The 21,754-nt window shown below is 68.3% G+C and carries 22 protein-coding genes; 4 read left to right on the top strand and 18 right to left on the bottom strand.

The window, feature by feature from the left end; all coding sequences use genetic code 11:
- The 3 genes from AC1RTO_RS04450 to AC1RTO_RS04460 form a co-directional block, all read right to left on the bottom strand.
- Positions 1-1,239 (bottom strand): nitrate/nitrite transporter, encoded by a 1,239-nt coding sequence (locus AC1RTO_RS04450; RefSeq protein WP_493159688.1) that lies wholly within the window; start codon positions 1,237-1,239, stop codon positions 1-3.
- Positions 1,240-1,533: 294 nt separating this feature from the next.
- Positions 1,534-2,736 (bottom strand): CmpA/NrtA family ABC transporter substrate-binding protein, encoded by a 1,203-nt coding sequence (locus AC1RTO_RS04455; RefSeq protein ID WP_493159689.1) that lies wholly within the window; start codon positions 2,734-2,736, stop codon positions 1,534-1,536.
- Positions 2,736-3,314: an ANTAR domain-containing response regulator gene (locus AC1RTO_RS04460; RefSeq protein WP_493159690.1), complete on the bottom strand. Its 579-nt coding sequence runs from the start codon at positions 3,312-3,314 to the stop codon at positions 2,736-2,738. The genes AC1RTO_RS04455 and AC1RTO_RS04460 overlap by 1 nt, the downstream gene beginning before the upstream one ends.
- Positions 3,315-3,449: 135 nt before the next feature.
- Here AC1RTO_RS04460 and AC1RTO_RS04465 point away from each other — a divergent pair, with 135 nt between their 5' ends.
- A complete protein-coding gene (locus tag AC1RTO_RS04465; protein WP_493159691.1) occupies positions 3,450-4,118 on the top strand; it encodes a TetR/AcrR family transcriptional regulator in 669 nt (222 codons plus the stop codon).
- Between the two features lie 3 nt (positions 4,119-4,121).
- Here AC1RTO_RS04465 and AC1RTO_RS04470 read toward each other — a convergent pair whose 3' ends face one another.
- From AC1RTO_RS04470 to AC1RTO_RS04480, 3 genes are all read right to left on the bottom strand, one after another.
- Positions 4,122-6,512: a DUF3772 domain-containing protein gene (locus tag AC1RTO_RS04470; RefSeq protein WP_493159692.1), complete on the bottom strand. Its 2,391-nt coding sequence runs from the start codon at positions 6,510-6,512 to the stop codon at positions 4,122-4,124.
- An 88-nt stretch (positions 6,513-6,600) separates the two neighbouring features.
- Positions 6,601-7,386, bottom strand: coding sequence for a D-xylose 1-dehydrogenase (xylB, locus tag AC1RTO_RS04475; protein WP_493159693.1), 786 nt, complete (start codon positions 7,384-7,386; stop codon positions 6,601-6,603).
- Between the two features lie 17 nt (positions 7,387-7,403).
- Complete coding sequence (locus AC1RTO_RS04480) at positions 7,404-8,546, bottom strand: fumarylacetoacetate hydrolase family protein (RefSeq protein WP_493159694.1); 1,143 nt, start codon at positions 8,544-8,546, stop codon at positions 7,404-7,406.
- Positions 8,547-8,884: 338 nt separating this feature from the next.
- On the opposite strand from AC1RTO_RS04480, the gene rpsU reads away from it, so the two are divergent.
- Together rpsU and AC1RTO_RS04490 are read left to right on the top strand one after the other, a co-directional pair.
- Positions 8,885-9,091 (top strand): 30S ribosomal protein S21, encoded by a 207-nt coding sequence (gene rpsU, locus AC1RTO_RS04485; protein ID WP_017978269.1) that lies wholly within the window; start codon positions 8,885-8,887, stop codon positions 9,089-9,091.
- A gap of 109 nt (positions 9,092-9,200) precedes the next feature.
- On the top strand, positions 9,201-9,794 hold the full coding sequence (locus tag AC1RTO_RS04490; protein ID WP_493159695.1) for an FKBP-type peptidyl-prolyl cis-trans isomerase: 594 nt from the start codon (positions 9,201-9,203) through the stop codon (positions 9,792-9,794).
- A gap of 412 nt (positions 9,795-10,206) precedes the next feature.
- On the opposite strand, the gene AC1RTO_RS04495 is transcribed toward AC1RTO_RS04490, so the two are convergent.
- The 4 genes from AC1RTO_RS04495 to wecB form a co-directional block, all read right to left on the bottom strand.
- Complete coding sequence (locus AC1RTO_RS04495) at positions 10,207-10,452, bottom strand: hypothetical protein (protein ID WP_293877049.1); 246 nt, start codon at positions 10,450-10,452, stop codon at positions 10,207-10,209.
- Positions 10,453-10,651: 199 nt separating this feature from the next.
- Positions 10,652-11,413: a metallophosphoesterase family protein gene (locus AC1RTO_RS04500; protein WP_493160331.1), complete on the bottom strand. Its 762-nt coding sequence runs from the start codon at positions 11,411-11,413 to the stop codon at positions 10,652-10,654.
- 81 nt (positions 11,414-11,494) lie between these two features.
- Positions 11,495-12,793: a UDP-N-acetyl-D-mannosamine dehydrogenase gene (gene wecC / locus AC1RTO_RS04505; protein WP_493159696.1), complete on the bottom strand. Its 1,299-nt coding sequence runs from the start codon at positions 12,791-12,793 to the stop codon at positions 11,495-11,497.
- Entirely contained in the window at positions 12,777-13,913 is a 1,137-nt protein-coding gene (wecB, locus tag AC1RTO_RS04510; protein ID WP_493159697.1) for a non-hydrolyzing UDP-N-acetylglucosamine 2-epimerase, read from the bottom strand. The genes wecC and wecB overlap by 17 nt, the downstream gene beginning before the upstream one ends.
- Positions 13,914-14,024: 111 nt before the next feature.
- Here wecB and galU point away from each other — a divergent pair, with 111 nt between their 5' ends.
- Positions 14,025-14,894, top strand: coding sequence for a UTP--glucose-1-phosphate uridylyltransferase GalU (gene galU, locus AC1RTO_RS04515; RefSeq protein ID WP_493159698.1), 870 nt, complete (start codon positions 14,025-14,027; stop codon positions 14,892-14,894).
- A gap of 40 nt (positions 14,895-14,934) precedes the next feature.
- On the opposite strand, the gene AC1RTO_RS04520 is transcribed toward galU, so the two are convergent.
- From AC1RTO_RS04520 to AC1RTO_RS04555, 8 genes are all read right to left on the bottom strand, one after another.
- The gene (locus AC1RTO_RS04520) at positions 14,935-15,699 is read right to left on the bottom strand and encodes a HesA/MoeB/ThiF family protein (protein ID WP_493159699.1); all 765 of its coding nucleotides are present in this window, start codon (positions 15,697-15,699) and stop codon (positions 14,935-14,937) included.
- The gene (locus AC1RTO_RS04525) at positions 15,696-16,091 is read right to left on the bottom strand and encodes a hypothetical protein (protein ID WP_493159700.1); all 396 of its coding nucleotides are present in this window, start codon (positions 16,089-16,091) and stop codon (positions 15,696-15,698) included. Before AC1RTO_RS04525 ends, AC1RTO_RS04520 begins: the two co-directional genes overlap by 4 nt.
- Positions 16,088-16,534, bottom strand: coding sequence for a dUTP diphosphatase (gene dut, locus AC1RTO_RS04530; RefSeq protein ID WP_493159701.1), 447 nt, complete (start codon positions 16,532-16,534; stop codon positions 16,088-16,090). The genes AC1RTO_RS04525 and dut overlap by 4 nt, the downstream gene beginning before the upstream one ends.
- Positions 16,535-16,581: 47 nt before the next feature.
- Positions 16,582-16,965 (bottom strand): VOC family protein, encoded by a 384-nt coding sequence (locus AC1RTO_RS04535; RefSeq protein ID WP_493159702.1) that lies wholly within the window; start codon positions 16,963-16,965, stop codon positions 16,582-16,584.
- A 47-nt stretch (positions 16,966-17,012) separates the two neighbouring features.
- Positions 17,013-18,194 (bottom strand): bifunctional phosphopantothenoylcysteine decarboxylase/phosphopantothenate--cysteine ligase CoaBC, encoded by a 1,182-nt coding sequence (coaBC, locus tag AC1RTO_RS04540; RefSeq protein WP_493159703.1) that lies wholly within the window; start codon positions 18,192-18,194, stop codon positions 17,013-17,015.
- Positions 18,191-19,309 (bottom strand): hypothetical protein, encoded by a 1,119-nt coding sequence (locus AC1RTO_RS04545; RefSeq protein ID WP_493159704.1) that lies wholly within the window; start codon positions 19,307-19,309, stop codon positions 18,191-18,193. The genes coaBC and AC1RTO_RS04545 overlap by 4 nt, the downstream gene beginning before the upstream one ends.
- A gap of 4 nt (positions 19,310-19,313) precedes the next feature.
- Entirely contained in the window at positions 19,314-20,849 is a 1,536-nt protein-coding gene (gene ubiB / locus AC1RTO_RS04550; RefSeq protein WP_493159705.1) for a 2-polyprenylphenol 6-hydroxylase, read from the bottom strand.
- A gap of 121 nt (positions 20,850-20,970) precedes the next feature.
- Positions 20,971-21,717 (bottom strand): class I SAM-dependent methyltransferase, encoded by a 747-nt coding sequence (locus AC1RTO_RS04555; protein ID WP_493159706.1) that lies wholly within the window; start codon positions 21,715-21,717, stop codon positions 20,971-20,973.
- Between the last annotated feature and the right edge of the window lie 37 nt (positions 21,718-21,754).

Raw genomic sequence — 21,754 nt, forward strand, 5'->3', positions numbered from 1 at the left:
TCAGATCCGGACCGTATCGGCGGCGCCCCAGCGCGCCCGCCATCCGCGCTTCACTAGGGTCAGACCGGTTAAGGCCACCAGAGCGAGTGCGGCGAAGATCAGGAAGCCCGACGAAAAGCTGCCGGTCAGCTGCTTGGCGATGCCGAGCGAGGAGGCGAGGTAGAAACCGCCGATGCCGCCGGCGAAGCCGACCAGCCCGGTCATCACGCCGATCTCCGCGGCGAAGCGCTGCGGCACCAGCTGAAACACCGCGCCGTTGCCGGTGCCGAGCGCCAGCATGGCGAGGACGAACAGCGCCAGCGCCGCCTCGACGCTGCCCGCCATGCTGACCCCGGCGAGCGCCAGCGCGGCGACGACGAACACCGCGGTCAGCGCCTTGACCCCGCCGACCGCATCGGCAAGCGCGCCGCCCATCGGCCGCACCAGCGACCCGGCGAAGACGCAGGCGGCGGTGCAATAGCCGGCCTGGATCGTGGTCAGCCCGAACCGGTCCGTGAAATAGATCGGCAGGCTGGCGGCGAGCCCGACGAAGCCGCCGAAGGTCACCGCGTAGAAGCCCATCAGCGACCAGGCGTCGCCCGATTTCAGCGGCGTCAGATATTGCGAGAGGCTCTTGGGCGCGGGCGCGTCCGGCGCATCCTTCGCCATCAGCATATAGGCGACGAACACGAGGGTCAGCGGAATGCAGGCAAGGCCGAGCACCGCGTTCCAGCCGAACAGCTTGGCGAGCGCGGGCGCGAACAATGCGGCGAGCACGGTCCCGGAATTGCCCATGCCGGCAAGGCCCATCGCCTTGCCCTGATGCTGCGGCGGATACCAGCGGCTGGCGAGCGGCAGCGCGATCGCGAAGCTGGCGCCGGCGAAGCCCAGCACGACGCCCAGCGCGAGCGTGCCGGCGAAACTGTTCACCCCCAGCGTCCAGGCCGAGAACAGCCCGGCGATGACGATGATCTGGCTGATCGCGCCCGCCTTCTTGGGGCCGATCCGGTCGACCAGCAGCCCGTTGACGACGCGCAGGATCGCACCCGCCAGCGTCGGTGTCGCGACCATCAGCCCCTTTTCGGCCGGGGTGAGCGCCAGCGTCCGTGCGATGTCCGGCGCGAGCGGGCCGAGCAGCACCCACACCATGAAGGCGAGGTCGAAATACAGGAATGCCGCGATCAGCGTCGGCGTGTGGCCGCTTGCCCAGAAACCGGTCTTGTCGCTCGTTCGATCGTCTTGCCAGAGTGCCGTGGCCATATGCCGTCCCCCATCTGCGCTGGACAAAGAAAAAGCCGCCAGGACGTCGACCATCGCTGGTTGCATCCTGGCGGCTTCGTTGCCGTATAGGGGAGGGCGGTCGCCGACCCCTTGCCGTCGATCCCGCCCCCCGTTGGACAGTCCCGACGTCTATTTCGTGTCCGGCTTCATCGCCCGACCATGCGAAAAATGCCTGATTCGTATCGGCAGCGCAAGGGTATTTCGCGCATGCAGCAAAAGTGGTTCAGGCGCAGCGTACTAGCTATCCCCGCCGTCACGGGGAAGGCAACGACCTTACCCCGCCAACCCCTTCAGATAGGCCGGTATCTCGTCGGGGTCGAAGGCGCGCCCGTCGAAGAAGCGGTCGCTCCCGAGGATCAGCCGCCCCTGCGTCGCACCGACGCCGGTCGCCGAATCGATCGATCCTTCCATCTTCGAACTCGCCCCCGGCAGCGTCGCCGACGATCCGGCGAGCGCCGCGCGATAGAGATCGGGCCGGAACACGCCCTCCGCCGCCTTCGCCTCCTCGGGCGAAAAGGGGGTGCCGTCCCAGCGCGTCATCTGCGAATAGAGCCACGCCGCCTGGCTGCGCCATGGGAAGTTCGCCGCCTCGCGATACTGGAACATGAAATCGGGGATGTGCAGCGCCTCGGCATCCCGCGCCAGCCGCACCCGGTCGGTGATCGCGCGCAGAACCGTCGCGGCGGGGGCGGCGCAATATTCCGGTCGCGACAGGATCGCCGCACTGTCCTCCGCCGTGTCGGGCGCGACGAAATGCGCGGCCGCCCGGTGCAGCGCGCGCAGCAGCGCCGCGACCTCGTCGCCGCGCTCCGCCATCGTGTCGTCGCGCAGCGCCAGCACCTTCTCGACCCCGCGCCGCCAGATCTGCGCGGTGACCAGCGCGATGCGACCGACGCCGCGGTCGACCGCGATGCTGTTCCACGGCTCGCCGACGCAGATGCCGTCGACCTCGCCCGCGGCGAGCGCGTCCGCCGCGAAGGGCGGGCTGGTGACGACGATCTCGATATCGCGATCGGGCTGGATGCCGACCGCGGCCAGCCAGTAGCGCAGCATGTAATTGTGACTGGAATAGCGGTGGACGACGCCGAAGCGCAGCGGCGTTCCCGCCGCGAGCCGTACTGCCGCCACCACGCGCAGCCGCGCGCCGAGCGCCACCGGATCGGCGAGCCCGTCGCCCAGCTCCACCGCCTGGGCCAGCCCGGTCGACAGCGTCACCGCATTGCCGTTCAGCCCGAGCACGAACGGCACGCTCAGCGGCACCGCCGGCCGGCCGCGGCCGAGCGTGGTCGCGATCGCCAGCGGGGCGATCAGATGCGCGGCATCGGTATGGCCGTAGAGTAGCCGGTCGCGCACCGTCGCCCAGGTCATGTCGCGGACCAGCTCGATGCCGACGCCTTCGGCCGCGGCAAAGCCCTGTTCGTGCGCCAGGATCGGCAGCGCGGCGTCGACCAGCGGCAGGAAGCCGATGCGGAACATCACAAATCTCCCATCAGCGCGTCGCTGGTGACGATCGCCTCGGCGATCTCGGCGATGCGCCGGTTCGATTGCATCGCGTGGCTGCGCAGCAGCGCATAGGCGGCGGGCTCGTCCAGCCCGCGCCGTTTCATCAGGATCGCCTTGGCCCGGTCGACCGCCTGCCGGTCGGCGAGCGCGCTCTTCGCCTCGGCCAGTTCGTTCTGGAGCCGCGCGAACGCCTGGAAGCGGCGCACCGCGAGGTCGAGCACCGGCTTGATCCGCTGCTTGGCGAGGCCGTCGACGATATAGGCGGACACGCCCGCATCGACCGCGGCGGCGGTGGATTCGGCATCGCTCTGGTCGACGAACATCGCGATCGGGCGGGCGAGCGCGCGGCTCATCGCGAAGAAATCCTCCAGCACGTCGCGGCTGGGGTTTTCGAGATTGACCAGCACCACCTCGGGCCGTGCCGCCTCCAGCTGCGCGAGCAGCGGCCCGGCGGGATCGATCAGCGCGAGGTCGCCGAGACCCGCTTCGCGCAGCCCTTCGGAGATGATCGCGGCGCGCGTCGTGCTGGTGTCGATGATCGCGATCCGCATCGCGCCACTATGCTGCCCTGCGGCATAAAGCCAAGCGCGACGTGCGGCGACGGGCGACATCCGCGGTTCATCGGCGCGCGCTATGGCCGGACAGGCCGGTTGCTTTCGCCGGGCACCTCCCGGACAAGGACGCGCATGAACACTTCCGGTGCGACGATGATGACGGTGACGCCCCAGCGACGCGCCGGGCGACCGAGCCGCGAAGAGGCGCGCGCGCTCGAGACGCTGATCCTCGAACGGACGATCGACGCGTTGCGCGACGCCCGCTACGCGACGCTGTCGATCGATGCGCTGGCGCAGGACATCGGCGTCACCAAACAGACGATCTACCGCCGCTTTCCCAGCAAGGATGCGCTGATCGACGCCGCGATCCAGCACCGGATGGACGAACTCTACGCCTTCGCCCGCGATACCGCCGACAGTGCCGACGACCCGATCGCGGCGCTGCGGACCTTCACCCGGCACATGTTCACCCTGCTGCTCAAACCCGAGAATATCGGATTGAGCATCTTCATCAACCACACCGCCCTGACCAACCCCACCTTTGCGGTGCGGCAGCGGCACTGGCATGCGATGCTGATGGCGCCGATCACCTGCGCGATCGCGACGGCGCAGCGACAGGGGCTGCTAGCCGCCGGCGATCCGGGCTGCATGGCGCACATGCTGTTCGACCTCCTCTCCGGCCCGGTCAACCGGTCGCGGATCGCGCTCGACCCGCAGGCTGCGCTGGACGGATTGTGCGAGGATGGCGCGTTCGACCACCGGTTCCGCGCCTTCCTGACGCTGTACGGCGTGCCCGGCTAAGCGTCAGTGGTCGCGGGGTCCCGGTGCGTCTTTAGAGACGAGTTCCAGCCGCTGCGGCACGGTGCCGAGATCGACGCCTTCGCGGCGCATCCGGCGTAGCAGCTCGAGCAGCACGTCGCTCTTCGCCGCGCCGGTGTTGCGAGGGCTGGAGACGTGACCATAGCAATTGAACAAGATGCGTCCGTCGGCGATGCCGTCGAGCTGGACGAGCGGCGCGGGCGCGTCGAGGATCGCGGGTTCGTTGGCGAACGTCTCCAGCACCAGTGCCTTCACCCGGTCGGCATCGGTGGCGATCGGCACGGAAAACTGGATCTGGATGCGCCCCAGCGGGCCGGCGAGCGTCTTGTTAAGCACCGATTTGGTGATGAGCTCCGAATTCGGCACGATCAGCGTCGAATGGTCGCCCAGCTCGATCTCGGTCGATCGCACGCTGATCCGCTTGACGTCGCCCTCGTCGGTGCCGACGCGGATGAGGTCGCCGATCTTGATCGGCCGTTCGGCAAGTAGGATCAGGCCGGACACGAAATTCTGCGTGATCGCCTGCAGGCCGAAGCCGATGCCGACCGACAGCGCCGACAGCAGCAATGCGATCCGTTCCATGCCGATGCCGAGCGATGCCAGCGCCCACACCACCGCGAGCGCGATGGCGAGGTAGCGCGCCACCAGCCGGATCGAATTGCGGACCGATCCGTCGAGGTCGGTGCTCGGCAGATACCGTTGGTCGAGCCAGCCGGTGAACTGCCGGACGAGGAACAGGCCGAGCGTCAGCACCGCGACGAAGCGCAGGATGGTGCCGGGCGAGATCGAGACACCGCCGACCTCGACCCCGCGGGCGAGGCCGCCGACCCGGTCGAGGAACGACCCAAAGCCCGCCCCGAACGGATAGAGCAGCAGCCCGAGTGCGATGACGACGATCGCCAGCCGCAGCATCGCCGACAGCAGCACGCCGAACTGGTCGATCGCGCTCGCGCCGACGCCCATGCCGTGGCGCAGCGTCTGCCCGATCCGGCTGTCGCGCTGGAAGAGGCTGGTGGCGACGTCGTCGACCACGACCATCAGCAGATAGGTGCATACCGCCAGCAGCGTCGCCCAGACGACGAACTGCGCCACGGTGATGGCGAGGCCGACATAGCCGATCAGCAGCGACAGGCCGGCGCCCGCGACGACCAGCCACAAGGTCAGCGTGATCGCGCCGACACCGGCACTGGTGGCGGCCTCCCGCTCGCTTTCGCCGTCCGCGGCTTCGGCGGCACGCAGCCGCCCGACGATCAGCAGCGTCGCGCCGATCAGCAGCAGGTGGACGACGACTTCGGCGACTTCCAGTCCCAGCAAGGCGGTCGGGCTGGCGCCGATCGCGCTGTTGAACGCGCCGAGCAGGATGACGACGAAGGTGAGGGCGGCGAAAGCCCAGCCGACCGGCCGCAGCGCGGTCGCCGCAGCATCGGACAGGGGCACGACCCGCCACGACGGCTGGCTCGCCATCAGGAAGGCGGCGGCGACGGCGGCGGTGAAACCGGCGAACCCCGCCGCGCCGACGAAGGCGTCGGCCAGCCCGCTCCAAGACGGGGCGATCAGCGCCGACCAGCGCAGCCCCTGAACGAACAGAAAGGCGGCGGCGGTCGGCATCGCCGTGCCGATCAACACCCGCCACAGCGCATTGGCCGATCGCCGCACCCGATGGCCCGGCGCATCCGCGATCAGATACCGCTGCCCCATGCGCCGCAGCAGCTGCCGGACCGGCAGCAGCAGCGCGATCGCCAGCAACGTGCCCAGCAGCGCGCCCCAGGGCAGGCCGCCGCGCAAGCCCGTCTCGACCTGCGTCCATTCGCGGCCCATGAAGGTCGTGATCCGGCGCGCATCGCGGGGCAGGGCGGCGAACAGCTCGCTCCAGAACCGCGGCGCGAGCGGGGAGGCGGAGCGGACTGCGATCCGTTCGCCGATCTCCGCGGCGTCGGTCTGATCGATCTCGGTGACCAGCTGCCCGGCCTCAACCGCGATCAGCTGGCCGCGCTTCACCTTCGAATCGAGCGAGTTGCGCGCCAGCGCCAGCGCGCGGCGTTCATTGCGGATGTCGGCCGCCTCGACCACGCCGGCGACGGGTGGTCCGAGGCCCGCAATCCGGGCATCGACGAGCGCCAGCTGCCCGCGCAACTGGTCCGCCGCCTCGCGCGCGGCGCTCTGCGCACCCAGTGCGTCGTCGCGCAGCTTGCCGCGGGCGGCGCGGTCGGTGCGCGTGTCGAGTGCGCGGTCGACCGCGTTCAGCGCGGTTTCGGCCGTGGTCAGCTGGCCGGTGGCGGCATCGATCGGCGAGGGCTGCGCCGTCGCGGGCATCGCCAGCGCGAGCAGCAGCAGGACCCATAGCCGCGCCACCGTCGCCATCGCCCGTCTGCCCACGCTCAGCCTCTTTCGTCCATGCCGCTCATGCGAAGCGCCTTGGTCGAAGATGCGGCGAAAGTCACGGCCGGCGCGCTGGCCGTGGCTATCACCGCCAGCCGGCGTCCATCCAGTAATTGTGTGCGGTGCACATGCGCGCATCGTCGGCGGCGAGGAACAGTACCAGTGCGGCGACGTCGGCAGGTTCGATCCGGCCGTCGAGACATTGCGCCGCGACGATCTCCGCCTCGCCCTCCGGCGTGTACCATTTCTCCTGCCGCGGTGTCTTCACATTGCCCGGGATCACCGCGTTGACGCGGATATTGTCGCGGCCGAGATCGCGCGCGAGGCTGCGCGTCAGGCCTTCGATCGCCGCCTTGGCGGTCTGGTAGAGGATCAGGTCCTCAAGCCCGAGATGCCAGCTGATCGACCCGAAATTGACGATCGACCCGCCACCCGCCGCCTTCATCGCCGGGATCACGGCCTGCGCGGCGAAGAATTGATGGCGCAGGTTGACGTTCATCCGCTCGTCCCAATAGGCCGGGGTGACATCGGCGATGGCATGGCGATCGTCGTTGGCGGCATTGTTGACGAGCACGTCGACGCCGCCCAGCGCCGCCTGCAGGTCGGCGAAGGTGGTGGCGAGCGCCGCGATATCGGTGAGGTCGAGCCGCCGGAACAGCGGCACGTGATCGACGTCCGCAAGACGTTCGATCAGCGCATGGCTGTCCGCTTCGGCGATATCGACGAAGCCGACCTTGGCGCCCTGCCGGGCGAAGGCCTCGACCAGTCCGGCACCGATTCCCGATCCGCCGCCGGTGACGATCACGCGCTTGCCGCGCAACGAGGGGTATTGCGCGCGCCAGCCATCGGCAGCGGCGGTCGTGTCGTTCACATTCGTCTCCATCGTCATCATGCCCGGAGCAGTCCGCGGCCGGCGAGGTTGCGGATCAGCGCCGACAGGCCGAAACGCCAGGCGGGCGCATCCTTCGAGGTCGTCACGCGGTTGACGAGCCGGCCCAGCCCGGGCGTCGCGATCGCGACGGTGTCGCCAACCTTGTGCGTGAAGCCCTGTCCGACGACGTCGCGATCCTGCGTCGGGGCGAACAGGGTGCCGAGGAACAGGACGAAGCCATCGGGATATTGGTGCTCGCTCAGCGCCTGCCGCACGAGGTCTTCGGGATCGCGGCTGATCTGGTTCATCGCGCTGGCGCCGTCGAGCGTATAGCCGTCGGTGCCCTCGATCCGCAGCGTGATCTCGGCCCGCCGCACGTCGTCGATCGTGAAGCCGTCGTCGAACAGGCGGACGAACGCGCCGAGCGAACAGGATGCGTTATTGTCCTTCGCCTTGCCGAGCAGCAGTGCGGAGCGGCCCTCGAAATCGCGCAGATTGACGTCATTGCCCAATGTCGCCCCAACGGCGCGGCCGGTGGGGTCGGCGAGCAGCACGACTTCCGGTTCGGGATTGTTCCACGTCGAATCGGAGCGGATCCCGACGTCCGCGCCCCAGCCGACCGTCGCCAGCACCGGTGCCTTGGTAAAGATCTCGGCGTCGGGGCCGATCGCGACCTCCAGATATTGCGACCAGAGGCCTTCGTCGATCAGCGCCTGTTTCAGCGCGGCGGCCTCGGGCGATCCCGGCACCACCGCGCGCATGCTGCCGCCGATCCGCCCCTCCAGCCGCGCGCGCACCGCCGCTGCCGCACCGGCATCGCCGCGCGCGCGCTCCTCGATGACGCGCTCCATCGCCGATACGGCGAAGGTGACGCCGGCCGCCTTGACGCATTGCAGGTCGATCGGGCTGAGCAAGCGCATCTCGCCGTCGACGCTCAGGCCGATCGCGTCCAGCGCACCGATCGCCTCGCCCGCCGCAGGATCGAACGCTGCATCAGCCACCAGTTCGGCGACCGTCGGCGCGACGCGGCTCATGTCATGGACGATGCCGCCGACGACCAGGACCGGGCAGGGCCCCTCGCCGCGATCGATACGGCCGATCCAGCGCCCGGCGCGCCAGTCGCTGCCGAGCGCGTCGGCGGGATCGAAGGGTATCGGCATGGTCAGTATCTCCATCGAAGGGGGGCGGATGAGCGATGGCCGGCATGCGCCGTGATGCGGTCGCACCGGCACGGCGTCGGCCCGGACGTCCTCCGGCAGGCGATCGTCATGCTGCCCGTCATCCCCAGCTACGCCAGGACCTGCGCCCTGTTAGCGATACCATTGATCCCGGCGACGATCGCTGTCAATGTGACCACGGATCGTGTATCCCGCCTGCCAGGGCAACGGGATCTGCACGGGTTGCCAATCGCCGGGTGCGCTGCTAGGGGGCGGCGTTCATACGGCGCGGACCTATCGTCCGCGGCCGCTTTAGCTATTGACCGGAGTGATTGGGTTTTATGCAGATCGTCGTCCGCGACAACAATGTCGACCAGGCTCTTCGCGCGCTTAAGAAGAAGCTGCAGCGCGAGGGTGTGTATCGCGAGATGAAGCTGCGCCGTCACTACGAGAAGCCGTCGGAAAAGCGTGCGCGCGAGCGTGCCGCCGCGGTGCGTCGTGCCCGCAAGCTCGAGCGCAAGCGCGCCGAGCGCGATGGTGCGCGTTAAGTTCTTCTGATCGTCGCGACGGTCGCGCCTGCATCAGGGCGGCCATCGCGACGTTTCGACACAACCAACCGGTGACGGTCGGCCCGGCACCACAACTCCAGGTGCCTCGATGTCGACCGTCACTGCCGTCCCGCTGCAGCCCGTCAAACGCAGCTATCTCGTCTATCTCTGGGTCGGCATCGTGCTCGCCTGCGTCGCGGCCTTTCTGCTGGCGCGGCAGGGTGATGATTTCCTGACCCGCAATGCCCGCGCCAGCGGCGTGATGACGACGCCTTCGGGCCTTCAGTACAAGGTGCTGCAGCCCGGCCAGCCCGGGGCGGCCAAGCCGACCGACACCGACGTCGCGCTCGTCAATTACGAGGGCAAGCTGCTCGACGGCACGACCTTCGACAAGTCGCAGCAGCCGACGCCGATGCCGGTCGCGGGGGTCGTTCCCGGCTTTTCCGAAGCGCTGAAGCTGATGGCCAAGGGCGCGAAATATCGCGTCTGGATCAAGCCGTCGCTCGGCTATGGTGCAGAAACCAAGGGGCCGATCCCCGGCAATTCGACCTTGGTCTTCGATGTCGAGCTGATCGACTTCCTGCCCGAATCGGTCGTTCGCCAGATGCAGGCGCAGGCACAGCAGCAGGGTGCGATGGGCGGCATGCCCGGCGGCGCACTCCCGCCCGGCGCGCTTCCTCCCGGTGCCCCTGCCGGCCGCTGAACGCCCGACATCGCTTTGATCGAAAGCCGGCGCTGGTAACAGTGCCGGCTTTTTTCGTCTCCGTGGTCCTGAGAGGTGAGGGGGCGTCGCATTGCCGAGCATGGCGACTGCTCGACATTCGCCGCAAGGAGATCATGTTCGTGCGGAGGCGCGGAGGGAGATCTATGCGGCGACATCGGCCTGCGATGGCCGGAAGCGCCGCCGAGGACATGCGCGGTGAACCTCCGCGTCCTCCGCGCCTCATGTCTTCCTCGGCTGGCGCAGAGGCCTGCAGCGCCCGGACATCCACGACATGTCTGCGCTAAAATCCGCATCGCTTCGATCGGAGGGCAAAGCGCGGTAGCTCATCTGCGCCGGACAAAAAAATAGCGGCCCGAAGGCCGCTATTTCCTAGCCGAAGCTATCGGTCAGCTTAGTTGCTGTCCGCGTCGTCGTCGCTGTCGGCGACAACAACGATACCGGCGACAACGGCAGCAGCCGCGACCAGTGCGATGATGATGCCGCCACCGGCGAGCTCGTTCTTCTTCGACGACGCCGAACCGGTACGGACCGACTTCGACACCGACAGGCTGGCAGCCGGGTTTGCCGGAGCGGCAACCGCCGGAGCAACCGTCATCGTCGCGGCAGCAGCAGCTGCGAGATACTTCCCAAGACGCATAATGAACTCCCTCTTGTGCTCGTCACCGGTCGCCTTGCCAGAACTAGGTCAGCAGGACAACCGCTTATCGGCCGCGAACCCCGAATGATCCGCAACCGTTGCGGCGATGCAACATGGCACCGCCACGGCTCGGCATAGCATGACGGGTATCGCTGTGAAGCCCCAATCACGCCAGCACCGCTTCCTGCGAACGCGAAATTCAACCGGCTCGTATGGTCCATCGCGAAGTGCCTTCGAGCCCCAGCGCAGTCAAGCGCCCGGTTTCGTAGGCGCCCGTATCTACGCCGATGCGATGTGGCTGTATGTCCAAGTCTTGGCTGATCGTATGACCATGAACGACCATCTTTTCCAATGGACGTTCATGATTCAAGAACGGATTGCGTATCCATCGCAGATCCGCGCTGCGCTGGTTCGACAGGTCGGTGCCGGGCCGGATGCCCGCATGCACGAAGACATAATCGCCGATGACGATGAGATCCTCGAACTGTGCCAGGAACTCCTGATGCGCGATCGGGATCCGCTCACCCATGGCGGCGTGCAATTCCTCGTAATCCATCCGGTCGTAATCGGCCGCGTCGATGCCGTAGCTCATGATCGTCTCGCGTCCACCGATGCGGCAGAACATGCGCAGCGCCTTGGGTTCGCCCTTGAGCGATTCGAGGAACACCTCCTCGTGGTTGCCGAGCAGGAAACGGGTATCGGGGCGCGTCCCGGCCAGCTGGCGGAGCCGTTCGATCACGGCGGCAGAGGCGGGGCCGCGGTCGACGAGGTCGCCGAGGAAGATCAGCGTCGTCCGCGCCGGCCCGCGCGCCGCATCGTCTTCGGCGATCAGCGCCAGCAATTGCCCGAGCAGATCGTCGCAGCCGTGGACGTCGCCGACCGCATAGACGCGTTCGCCGTCGGGTATGGCGGGAGCGGGGGATGCCGACGCGCGGCGCGCACCCAGCAGCTTTTTAAGCATGTCATCCTGTCGATCGAGGCGGAGCATTCAGTTAGGCTCACAGGCCATAGGCCGCAACACCCTGAACGGCACGTGAAAGCGTCAGCTCGCCAGACGAAGCGCCGTCGGAACAGAGGCGGGGGCGGGCTGATCCGGCCAGATTCCGCGCGTGTCGAGCACGGCCTTGTCGCGCCGTTCCTCGACCGGCACCGAGCGGAACACGTCATGGTCGACCAGCACGACCATGATCGGGCACGTCTCGATCGCGGTGTCGATGTCGATCAACCGCGCGCCGGTGCCGTCGAAGGCGGCGGGTAAAGTATCGGCATAGGGCTCGACGATCCGCACGCGGTCGCCGAACTGCGCGGCGAGCCGCTGCGCCACCTTGAGCGCCGGGCTTTCGCGGAAATCGTCGATGTTGGCCTTGAAGGCGAGGCCGAGGCAGGCGACCGGTGCGCCGGGTCTCGCCTCGATCAGTGCGGCGGCCTGCGCGACGACATGGTCGGTCTTGCCGTCGTTGACGATCCGCGCAGTGCGGATCAGCGGCGTGTTGGCGGGATCGGCATGGACGAGGAACCACGGGTCGACCGCGATGCAATGGCCGCCGACGCCAGGGCCGGGCTGGAGGATATTGACGCGCGGGTGCCGGTTGGCGAGGCGGATCACCTCCCACACGTCGACGCCCATCGTATCCGCGATCAGGCTGAGTTCGTTGGCGAAGGCGATGTTGACGTCGCGGAACGCATTCTCGGTCAGCTTGGTCATTTCCGCCGCGCGGGCGGTGGTGGTGACGCAGGCGCCGCGGACGAAGCGGCGGTAGAAGGTCAGCGCCTTGCGCGCGCATCGCGGGGTGATGCCGCCGATGACGCGGTCGTTGTCGATCAGCTCGACGAGGATGCGGCCGGGCAGCACGCGTTCGGGACAATAAGCGATCGCGATGTCCGCCGCCTCGCCAGTGCGGCCGGGGACGCGGAGGTCGGGGCGCAATTGCGCGAGCAGATCGCGGACCTTTTCCGTCGTGCCGACCGGCGACGTCGATTCGAGGATGATCGTGTCGCCGGCCTTCAGCACTGCGGCGATGCTGGTCGCGGCCTGCAGGACATAGCCGATGTTGGGGGCATGATCGTCGGCGAAGGGCGTCGGCACCGCGATGACGAAGACGTCGGCGGGTTCGATCGTCGTCGAGGCGCGAAGCGATCCCCGCGCGACGACGCCGGAAACGAGGCCGTCGAGGTCGACCTCCTCGATATGGACCCTGCCCGAGTTGACGGTGTCGACCACCGATGCGGTGACGTCGACACCGAGCACGCGCGCACCGGTGCGGGCGATCACTGCCGCGGTCGGCAGGCCGATATAGCCGAGACCGAGGACGACGACCTTCAGTTCAGAGTCCGAAACCATCGGCGACGATCCTTGCGATCCGGTTGCTGGCCTGGCCGTCCCCGAACGGATTGTGGGCGCGCGCCATGGCGGAATAAGCCGCCTTGTCGTCCAGAAGCGTGAAGACTTCGGAAATGATGCGCGCCTCGTCGGTGCCGATCAGTTTCGCGGTGCCGGCGACCACGCCCTCGGGGCGTTCGGTGGTGTCGCGCATGACCAGCACGGGCTTGCCGAGCGCGGGGGCCTCTTCCTGGACGCCGCCCGAATCGGTCAGCGCGATATCGCACAGCTCCAGCACGCGGATGAAATGCGGATAGTCGAGCGGCGCGATCCGCGCGACATTGGCGGCATCGCCGAGCACCGCATCCATGACCGCACCGACATTGGGATTGGGGTGCATCGGGAACAGCACGGCGACATCGTCGCGGGCGGCGATGCGGGCGATGCCGCGCGCGATCGCCGCCATGCCGTCGCCGAAATTCTCACGCCGATGGGTGGTGACGAGGACGATCCTTTTGCCCGCGAACCGCGCGGCGAGGTCGTCGAGCCCGGCGGCAAGCGCCGGTTCGGCGGCGATCCGCCCCCGCGTCCAGTGCAGCGCATCGATCACCGTGTTGCCGGTGACGTGGACGCCGGCAGTGACGTTCTCGCGCGCCAGTGCTGCTGCCGCCGTATCGGTCGGCGCGAAGTGGAGATCGGCGATCGGCGCGACGATGCGGCGGTTCACCTCCTCGGGCCAGGGGTGGTAGATGTTGCCCGACCGCAACCCGGCCTCGACATGCGCCACCGGGATCTTGCGATAGTAACCGGCAAGCGCGCCGACCATCGCGGTCGCGGTGTCGCCCTGGACGACGATCCGGTCCGGCGCGACGCGGTCGATCACCTCGCCAAGACCGGTGAGCAGCCGCGCGGTGAGGCGGTCGAGCGATTGCCCCGGCTCCATCAGGTCGAGATCGATGTCCGGCGTCAGGCCGGCGATCGCAAGCACCTGGTCGAGCAGGCCGCGATGCTGCGCGGTGACGCAGGTGACGGTGTCGATGCCGCCCATATCCTCCAGCGCACGGATCACCGGAAACAGCTTGATCGCTTCCGGACGCGTGCCGAAGACGATCAGAACTTTGGGGCGCGATGGCGATGTCATGCCCGGGGGCTTAATCTGTTTGCCTTAATGTGAGACTAAGCACTGCATGTGCATGTTTGCTAGGGCGCGCGGCAGCCTCTACACGCCGACAGACTTACGAGAAGGGTGACAATGACGATCAAGCGGGTACGCAAAGCGGTATTTCCGGTGGCGGGTCTCGGCACGCGATTTCTGCCGGCGACGAAGGCGATGCCGAAAGAAATGCTGACGGTCGTCGACAAGCCGTTGATCCAATATGCGGTCGAAGAAGCGCTGGAAGCGGGCATCGAGCAGATCATCTTCGTGACCGGGCGCAACAAGCATGCGCTGGAGGATCATTTCGATATCTCCTACGAGCTCGAAGATACGATGCAGGCGCGCGGCAAGTCGCTCGACCCGCTGCAGGGGACGCGGATGAAGCCGGGCAGCCCCGTCTATATCCGTCAGCAACAGCCGCTCGGCCTCGGCCATGCCGTGTGGTGCGCCCGCGAGATCGTCGGCGACGAGCCGTTCGCGGTGCTGCTGCCCGACGAATTGATGGTCGGCAAGCCGGGCTTCATCAAGCAGATGGTCGAGGCCTATGAGCGGGTCGGCGGCAATATCGTCGGTGCGCTGGAAGTGCCCGACAGCGAGACGGACAAATATGGCATCATCTCGCCGGGTGCGATCGACGGCCGCCTGACCGAGGTGAAGGCGCTGGTCGAGAAGCCCGCCAGGGGCAGCGCGCCGTCGAACCTGATGATCCCCGGCCGCTATATCCTTCAGCCCGAGGTGATGCGCATCCTCGAAGGGCAGGACAAGGGCGCGGGTGGCGAGATCCAGCTGACCGACGCGATGGCGCAGTTGATCGGACAGCAGCCGTTCCACGGCTTCACCTTCGACGGGCAGCGCTACGACTGCGGCGACAAGGCGGGCTATATCCAGGCGAATCTCGCGCTGGCCCTCGACCGTGCCGATATCGGACCTGCGGTGCGCGATTTCGCGACGACGCTGTTGAAGTAAAGGCGATGCGCCGCTTTCCCCGACGGGAAGGCGGCGCCGCTCACGTTCGCGGCGCTTGGCCGCAGGTGTTGCAGCCCGGGTCCTTGGGCAGGCGCAGCGTCCGGAAACGCAGGCTCAACGTGTCGGCGAGTAGCAGTTTGCCCGCGCTGTCATCTCCGAACGGATGGACGGCGCGCAGCACCTCGAGCGCCGCGAGGCTGCCGATCGCGCCGGCCATCGGCCCCAATACGCCATCCTCGGCGCAGCTGACGCCGGCACGATCGGGATTGTCTCCGACGAAACAACGGTAGCAGGGCTTGTCCGCCTCCCAGCCGCGGAAGACACCGAGCTGGCCGTCGAACTGGCCGATCGCGGCGGATACGAGCGGGATATGTGCCGCATGAGCGGCATCGGCCACGCACAGCCGCGTCGGGAAATTGTCGCAGCCATCGAGGATCGCGTCCGCACCGGCGAGGATGTCGGTGACGTTGGTCGCGTCGATCCGGACGGCGTGCGCCTGCGCAACGATATGCGGATTGAGCCGCTGCGCCGCCGCTGCCGCCGCGTCCGCCTTGCCCAGGCCGATGTCACCGGTGGCGTAGATCGTCTGGCGTTGCAGGTTGGACAGGTCGACCGCGTCGTCATCGACGATCGTCAGGCGTCCGATCCCGGCGGCGGCGAGATACTGGATCGCCGGTGAGCCGATCCCGCCCGCGCCGATCACCACGACATGCGCGGCGCGGAACCGCTGCTGACCGGCGCCGCCGACCTCCTTGAGGACGATATGCCGGGCGTAGCGGGTGAGTTCGTCGTCGGAGAGCGTCACGCCGGCCAGGAGAAGGTCAGGCTGGTGCGATACCAGGTGTCGGGATCGGTCGCCGTGGCCGCGATGTTGCCGCGTGCCAGACTGGAGACGAGCCCGGCGGCATATTGCTCCACCGACGGGCAGGCGATCGCGCGCGGGACAACGCGGCGCGGCTGCGCGCCCGGTCCGACGAGCACAGCGAGATCGATCCGGAGCGTCCAGCCCTGCGCTGACGCCATCGCCGCGGTGCAGCGGCCGGCCTTTACCTCGGCACGGACGAAACCCGACAGGTTGGGGCTGTCATCCGCGCTCCGTATCAGCGGCAGGGGGCGCAGCACGCTCCAATCCTGCGGCGGCATCGGCAAGGGTGATGCGCCGGCCAATTGGGCCGCCAGTACGAGCATGTCGATCATCGGCCGGTCGATCCGAACCCTCCGCTTCCACGCGCAGTATTGTCGAGTGCGTCGACGATGGCCAGCGTGGCGCGTTGAACCGGGGCGGGGACAAGCTGGGCGATCCGCTCGCCGCGCGCGATCGCGAAGGGCGCTTCACCCAGATTGATCAGGATCACTTTCACCTCGCCGCGATAGTCCGAATCGATCGTGCCGGGGGTGTTGAGGCAGGTGATGCCATGTTTGAGCGCAAGGCCGGAGCGCGGACGCACCTGCACCTCGTACCCCTCGGGGATCGCGATCGTGAAGCCGGTCGCGACCGCGGCCCGCGCCCCCGGTGCCAGCGTCAGCGCCTCGGCGGCGACGACGTCCATCCCGGCCGCGCCCGCGGTGGCATAAACGGGGACGGGCAGCCCTTCGCCGTGCGGCAGGCGGCAGAGGCGGATGGCGATCGCTTCGGTCATTGTGCTGCCCTATCGTCGGTGTGGCGCATTTGTCGATCGATCATGCGCTACGGATTATGCACGATCGCCAGCTTGTTGCCCGAGGGATCGCGGACATAGGCCGCATACCAGTCCGGGCCGTAATGGGGTCGCAGACCGGGGGCGCCATCGTCCTGGCCGCCATGCGCCATAGCCGCCCGATGGAAGGCATCGACCTGATCGCGGGTCGTCGCCGCGAAGCCGGTCATCGCGCCATTCCCGGCACTCGCCGGTGCCCCGTCGAACGGCTTGCAGACCCACAGGGTCATGCCTTTGCCCGTGCCATCGCGCGAATAGGCGCGCCACCCGGGGAAGGCGACATGCGATGACCAGTCGATCGTGGCGAGCACGGCATCGTAAAAGGCGTTGGAAATCTCGGAGTCGTTCGCGCCGAGGGTCACATAATGGTCCATGACAATATCCTCCCTGCGGCAGGGGCTATCGCATCCACTAGAACATATCAAGAACTGCGAAGGGTGTCCGCGATCCGCTGCGCCAGCCGGCGGGCCACCTCGTCCTTGGGCAGACGTTCCCAATGTTCGACGCCGGTGGCGGTGGCGAGGTGAACGGTGTTGGAGTCGCCGCCGAAGACGTCGCCCGACACGTCGTTGGCGACGATCCAGTCCGCGCCCTTGCGCAGCCGCTTGGCGGTGGCGTGTTCGACCACCTGCTCGGTTTCCGCTGCGAAGCCGACGACGAGGCGCGGGCGCCGGTCCGAGCCCGCCACGGTCGCGAGGATGTCGACATTCTCGGTCAGGGTAAGGACGGGGGTGGCATCGCCCTTCTTGACCTTCTGCGGGGCGGCATCGACGCGCCAGTCGGCGACCGCGGCGACCATCACTGCGGCATCGGCGGGCAAGGCCTGCGCGACGGCGTCGGCCATGTCCTGTGCGGTGACCACGTCGACGCGGGTCACGCCGGCGGGGGTGGCCAGCGTCACCGGGCCGGCGACCAGGGTCACGCGCGCACCGAGACCGGCAAGCGCGCGGGCGATGGCGAAGCCCTGCCGCCCCGACGAACGGTTGGCGATATAGCGAACCGGATCGATCGGTTCATGCGTCGGGCCGGCGGTGACGAGCACGTGTCGCCCCGCGAGCGGTCCGGCGGGCGGTGCCAGCATCGCCTCGATCGCGGCGGCGATGGCGGCGGGTTCGGGCAGACGGCCGGGGCCATATTCGCCGCACGCCATCGCGCCTTCGTCCGGGTCGAGCACGGTGATGCCGTCGGCGCGCAGCCGCGCGACGTTCCGCTGCGTCGCGGGGTGATTCCACATCCGCACGTTCATCGCCGGCGCGGCGAGTACCGGCGTGTCGGTGGCGAGCAGCAGGGTGGTCGCGAGATCGTCGGCGATGCCTGCCGCCATCCGCGCCATCAGATCGGCGGTCGCGGGCGCGACGACGATCAGGTCGGCCTGGCGGCTGAGCTGAATATGGCCCATCTCCGCCTCGTCCTTGAGGTCCCAAAGCGTCGTATAGACCTTGTCCTCCGACAGTGCCGCGAGTGTCATCGGCGTGACGAAATGGCTCGCGCCCTCGGTCAGCACGCAACGGACCGCATGACCGCGCTTGCGCAGCAGGCGGATCAGCTCGGCGGCCTTGTAGGCAGCGATGCCGCCGCCGACGACCAGCAGGACACGCTTCATCTGACGATCCTCTTCACGGTGATCCGCCGCCGGTCCGACAGACCGGCGAACAGGTCGCGCACGCCGTCTGGTACGAACGCCAGCCCGACCAGCAGCAACGGCGCCACCAGCAGACCCCAATAGAAGGTGTCGAGCCGCCCGAACAGGCTGAGCACTACGGCATAGGCGGCGAGCAGCAGGGCGACGCGCAGGCCGAGCGGATCGCGCCATGCCGCCCAGCCGAACAGCGCGAGGCCGACGAGCGGCGCGGCGAGCCACAGGGGCGCCAGCGCCAGCGCGGTGGACACGGTCATCGTCCGCACGAAGAAGCCGAAGCCGAGCTGGCCCGACCAGCCGGGCGAGCTGGGATCCAGCGGGCGGACCACCGCGGCGACGGCATGCGCATGCGCCGCCAGCGCGAGCGCGAGGACCGCGCCGGCGACCAGCCAGCCGGTCGCCTCGCGCCGCTGCCCGCCGAGCAGGGCGAGGACCGCCATCAGCGCGAGATACAGTCCTGCCGTCTCGCGGATCAGCGCCGCGGCGAGCCCGAACGCGACCGACGGCAGCCATGCGGCGGGGCGATAGACGGCGAGCGACAGCGCGATGAACAGTCCGGCCCAGATCTCGTGAAAGGCGATCAGGTCGCGCTGCACGAACGCCATCAGCCCGCCGGCGAGCAGCGCCACCGCGACGATTCGTGGCGGCGTGCGGGCGAAAGCGGGGGCGAGCCGCACATACCAGGCGAGCGCCACCGCTGCGGCCAAGACGTAGAGCAGCAGGACGACGACGCCCTGCGGCACTGACGCCTGCACACGGGCCAGCGTCGGCAGGCGGAAGGTGACGAACGGCTTCAGCGGGTAATTGCCGCTGCGCATCGCGTCGGCGGCGACGGCGTAATATTGGCCACCGTGGCGGACATTCTCGACGATCGTTTCGTAGAGCATCACATCGGCCTGATCGTCCGCCCGGTTAGCAGCATCGCCGCTGGCCGCGGGTGGCGCCGGGGTGGAGAACACCAGCAATGTCGCGAGCAGCAGCGCCGCCAGCGCCGCCAGCGCCGCCCCGGCGTTGCGCGGCGACAGGCCGGCGAAGCGCGAGGGCCGGGTCAGCCACACCGGAGCGAGCGGCCGGCGCATCGGCTCAGTGGACGATCAGCCAGGTCGCCGCGACGCTGGCGACCGCGGTGACGACCGCGACCGCGGCATAGCGCCAGCCGCCACCGATCCGGACCACTTCGATCTCGCGCAGCGGTGGCGCGGGCGGTTCGCCGCCGGGAGCGGGATAGCGTGCCTCGATCCGGCGGAGCAGGTCCGGCAGGGCGGCGATCGTCCGCACGTCCCGTATCAGCCGGTCGGCGATCGCCGCTTCGGGACCGAGTTCGGTCCTGATCCATTCGCGGACGAACGGTGCGGCCGATTCCCACAGGTTGATGTCGGGATCGAGGCCGGTGGCGACGCCCTCGACCATCACCATCGTCTTTTGGAGCAACAGCAGGTGCGGCTGCGTCACCATGTCGAAATCGCGGGTGATCGAGAACAGACCGTCGAGCATCATGCCGATCGACATGTCCTTGACCGGCAGGCCGCGCATCGGCTCGCCGACTGCGCGCAACGCCGTCGCGAACTCGGCGACATTGTGATGGCTGGGCACATAGCCCGCCTCGAAATGGATCTCGGCGACGCGTTTGTAGTTGCCGGTTATGAGGCCATACAGGATTTCCGCCAGCCACACGCGGGCGCGGCGGTCGATGCGGCCCATGATGCCGAAGTCGATCGCGGCGATCTTGTTGCCGGGCAGGGCGAACAGATTGCCCTGGTGCATGTCGGCGTGGAAGAAGCCTTCCGCGATCGCCTGGCGCAGGAACGCCTGCACCAGGGTGTTGGCGAGCCGGGGCAGATCATACCCCTGCGCGACCAGCGTCGCACGATCGGACAGTTTGATCCCGTCGACCCATTCCACGGTCAGCACGCGCGCGGTCGAGCGCTGCCAGTCGATCGCCGGGACCATGAAATCGGGCTCGGCGGTCATCGATTCGGCGAGTTCGGAGGCGGACGCCGCCTCGCGCCGGAAATTGAGCTCGCGCGCCGTCCAGCGCTTGAAATTCTCGACCGTCAGGCGCGGGCGGAGGCGGCGCGCCTCGACGCTCATCCCCTCCAGCTGCGCCGCGGCCCATTCGTAGGTCGCGATCGCGCGCGTAAAATCCGCCTCGACTCCGGGTCGCAGCACCTTGACCGCGACGGTGCGGCCGTCGGTCGTCACCGCGCGATGGACCTGCGCGATCGAGGCGGCGCCGACCGGCGCTTCCTCGATACTGGCGAACAGGTCCGACGGCGGCCGGCCGAAGCTCGCCTCCATCGCCGCGGCGATCACCGCATAGGGGACGGGCGGCAGCTGGTCCTGCAGGCGCAACAGGTCGTGCGTCGCCTCGTCCCCGACGAGGTCGGGACGGGTGGCGAGCGTCTGGCCGAGCTTGATCGCGGCCGGGCCGATCGCCTGGAAGGCGTCGGCGTAGCGCGGCACCTTCGGCACGCGCGCGCCGAAGCGGGCGATGCGCGCCAGCCGGCGGACGGGGGCGGGGGTGTTGGGATCGCGTTCGATCCCCCGCAGCGCGCCGTGGCGAGCGAGGATGCGACCCCATTTCAGCAGGCGCCAGACGTGGACGACGGAAGCGGTCACCGGGAAAGCCCCTCCCCCTCAGGGGAGGGGTTGGGGGCGGGGCGTGTCTCACCGAGCGTGACGCCCGTGTCCCCCAGCCCAACCCCTCCCCCGAAGGGGAGAGGCTTGTCTGCACGCCCCATCAGATCTTCCAGCCCGAATGGATCGCGACGAGCCCGCCGAGGATCGGTTCGGCCTTGGTGCGCACGAAGCCGGCGTCGGCGATCATGCCCTTGAAGGTCGGCATGTCGGGGAAGCGGCGGATCGATTCGATCAGATAGCGATAGCTGTCGGCGTCCTGTGCGAGCAGCTGCCCGAGCTTCGGCACCAGTGTGTGCGAATAGCTGTCATAGACCTCCTTGAACCCCGGCCAGGTCGTGGTCGAGAATTCGAGGCAGTAGAAGCGCCCGCCGCGGCGCAGGACGCGATGCGCCTCGCGCAGCGCCCTGGGGATATCGGTGACGTTGCGGATGCCGAAGGCGATCGTATAGGCGTCGAAGAAGCGGTCGGGGAAGGTCAGCGTCTCGGCATTGGCCTCGGTCCATACCAGCCCGTCGATGCCGCGCTTGGCGGCGCGTTCCATGCCGACCTCGAGCATCTGCGGATTGATGTCGGCGACCGTCACCGATGCGCCCGCCGCCGCGAGGCGGAAGGCGATGTCGCCGGTGCCGCCCGCCATGTCGAGGATCTGCTGCCCCTCCTGCGGCTGGACGCGACGGACGAAACGGTCCTTCCACAACCGATGCATGCCGCCGGACATGGCGTCGTTCATCAGGTCGTAGTTCTTGGCGACGCTGGAGAAGACGCCGCCGACGCGGGCGGTCTTTTCCTCGGGCGCGACGTCTTCATAGCCGAAGGAGACGGTTCCGGTGGGGGCGGTGTCGGTCATGGGCTTGCCCTAGCGGCCGCTTGTGGCCGGGGCAAAC

It is taken from the genome of Sphingomonas sp. GW821-FHT10F09, assembly GCF_058809195.1.

Coding starts and splice junctions, on each gene's coding strand:
- AC1RTO_RS04555 (WP_493159706.1), bottom strand. CDS start 21,717: ATGACCGACACCGCCCCCACCGGAACCGTCTCCTTCGGCTATGAAGAC.
- AC1RTO_RS04525 (WP_493159700.1), bottom strand. CDS start 16,091: ATGATCGACATGCTCGTACTGGCGGCCCAATTGGCCGGCGCATCACCC.
- AC1RTO_RS04455 (WP_493159689.1), bottom strand. CDS start 2,736: ATGTTCCGCATCGGCTTCCTGCCGCTGGTCGACGCCGCGCTGCCGATC.
- dut (WP_493159701.1), bottom strand. CDS start 16,534: ATGACCGAAGCGATCGCCATCCGCCTCTGCCGCCTGCCGCACGGCGAA.
- coaBC (WP_493159703.1), bottom strand. CDS start 18,194: ATGAAGCGTGTCCTGCTGGTCGTCGGCGGCGGCATCGCTGCCTACAAG.
- AC1RTO_RS04545 (WP_493159704.1), bottom strand. CDS start 19,309: ATGCGCCGGCCGCTCGCTCCGGTGTGGCTGACCCGGCCCTCGCGCTTC.
- wecB (WP_493159697.1), bottom strand. CDS start 13,913: ATGACATCGCCATCGCGCCCCAAAGTTCTGATCGTCTTCGGCACGCGT.
- AC1RTO_RS04495 (WP_293877049.1), bottom strand. CDS start 10,452: ATGCGTCTTGGGAAGTATCTCGCAGCTGCTGCTGCCGCGACGATGACG.
- AC1RTO_RS04500 (WP_493160331.1), bottom strand. CDS start 11,413: ATGCTTAAAAAGCTGCTGGGTGCGCGCCGCGCGTCGGCATCCCCCGCT.
- rpsU (WP_017978269.1), top strand. CDS start 8,885: ATGCAGATCGTCGTCCGCGACAACAATGTCGACCAGGCTCTTCGCGCG.
- galU (WP_493159698.1), top strand. CDS start 14,025: ATGACGATCAAGCGGGTACGCAAAGCGGTATTTCCGGTGGCGGGTCTC.
- AC1RTO_RS04480 (WP_493159694.1), bottom strand. CDS start 8,546: ATGCCGATACCCTTCGATCCCGCCGACGCGCTCGGCAGCGACTGGCGC.
- AC1RTO_RS04460 (WP_493159690.1), bottom strand. CDS start 3,314: ATGCGGATCGCGATCATCGACACCAGCACGACGCGCGCCGCGATCATC.
- AC1RTO_RS04490 (WP_493159695.1), top strand. CDS start 9,201: ATGTCGACCGTCACTGCCGTCCCGCTGCAGCCCGTCAAACGCAGCTAT.
- AC1RTO_RS04535 (WP_493159702.1), bottom strand. CDS start 16,965: ATGGACCATTATGTGACCCTCGGCGCGAACGACTCCGAGATTTCCAAC.
- AC1RTO_RS04450 (WP_493159688.1), bottom strand. CDS start 1,239: ATGGCCACGGCACTCTGGCAAGACGATCGAACGAGCGACAAGACCGGT.
- wecC (WP_493159696.1), bottom strand. CDS start 12,793: ATGGTTTCGGACTCTGAACTGAAGGTCGTCGTCCTCGGTCTCGGCTAT.
- AC1RTO_RS04465 (WP_493159691.1), top strand. CDS start 3,450: ATGAACACTTCCGGTGCGACGATGATGACGGTGACGCCCCAGCGACGC.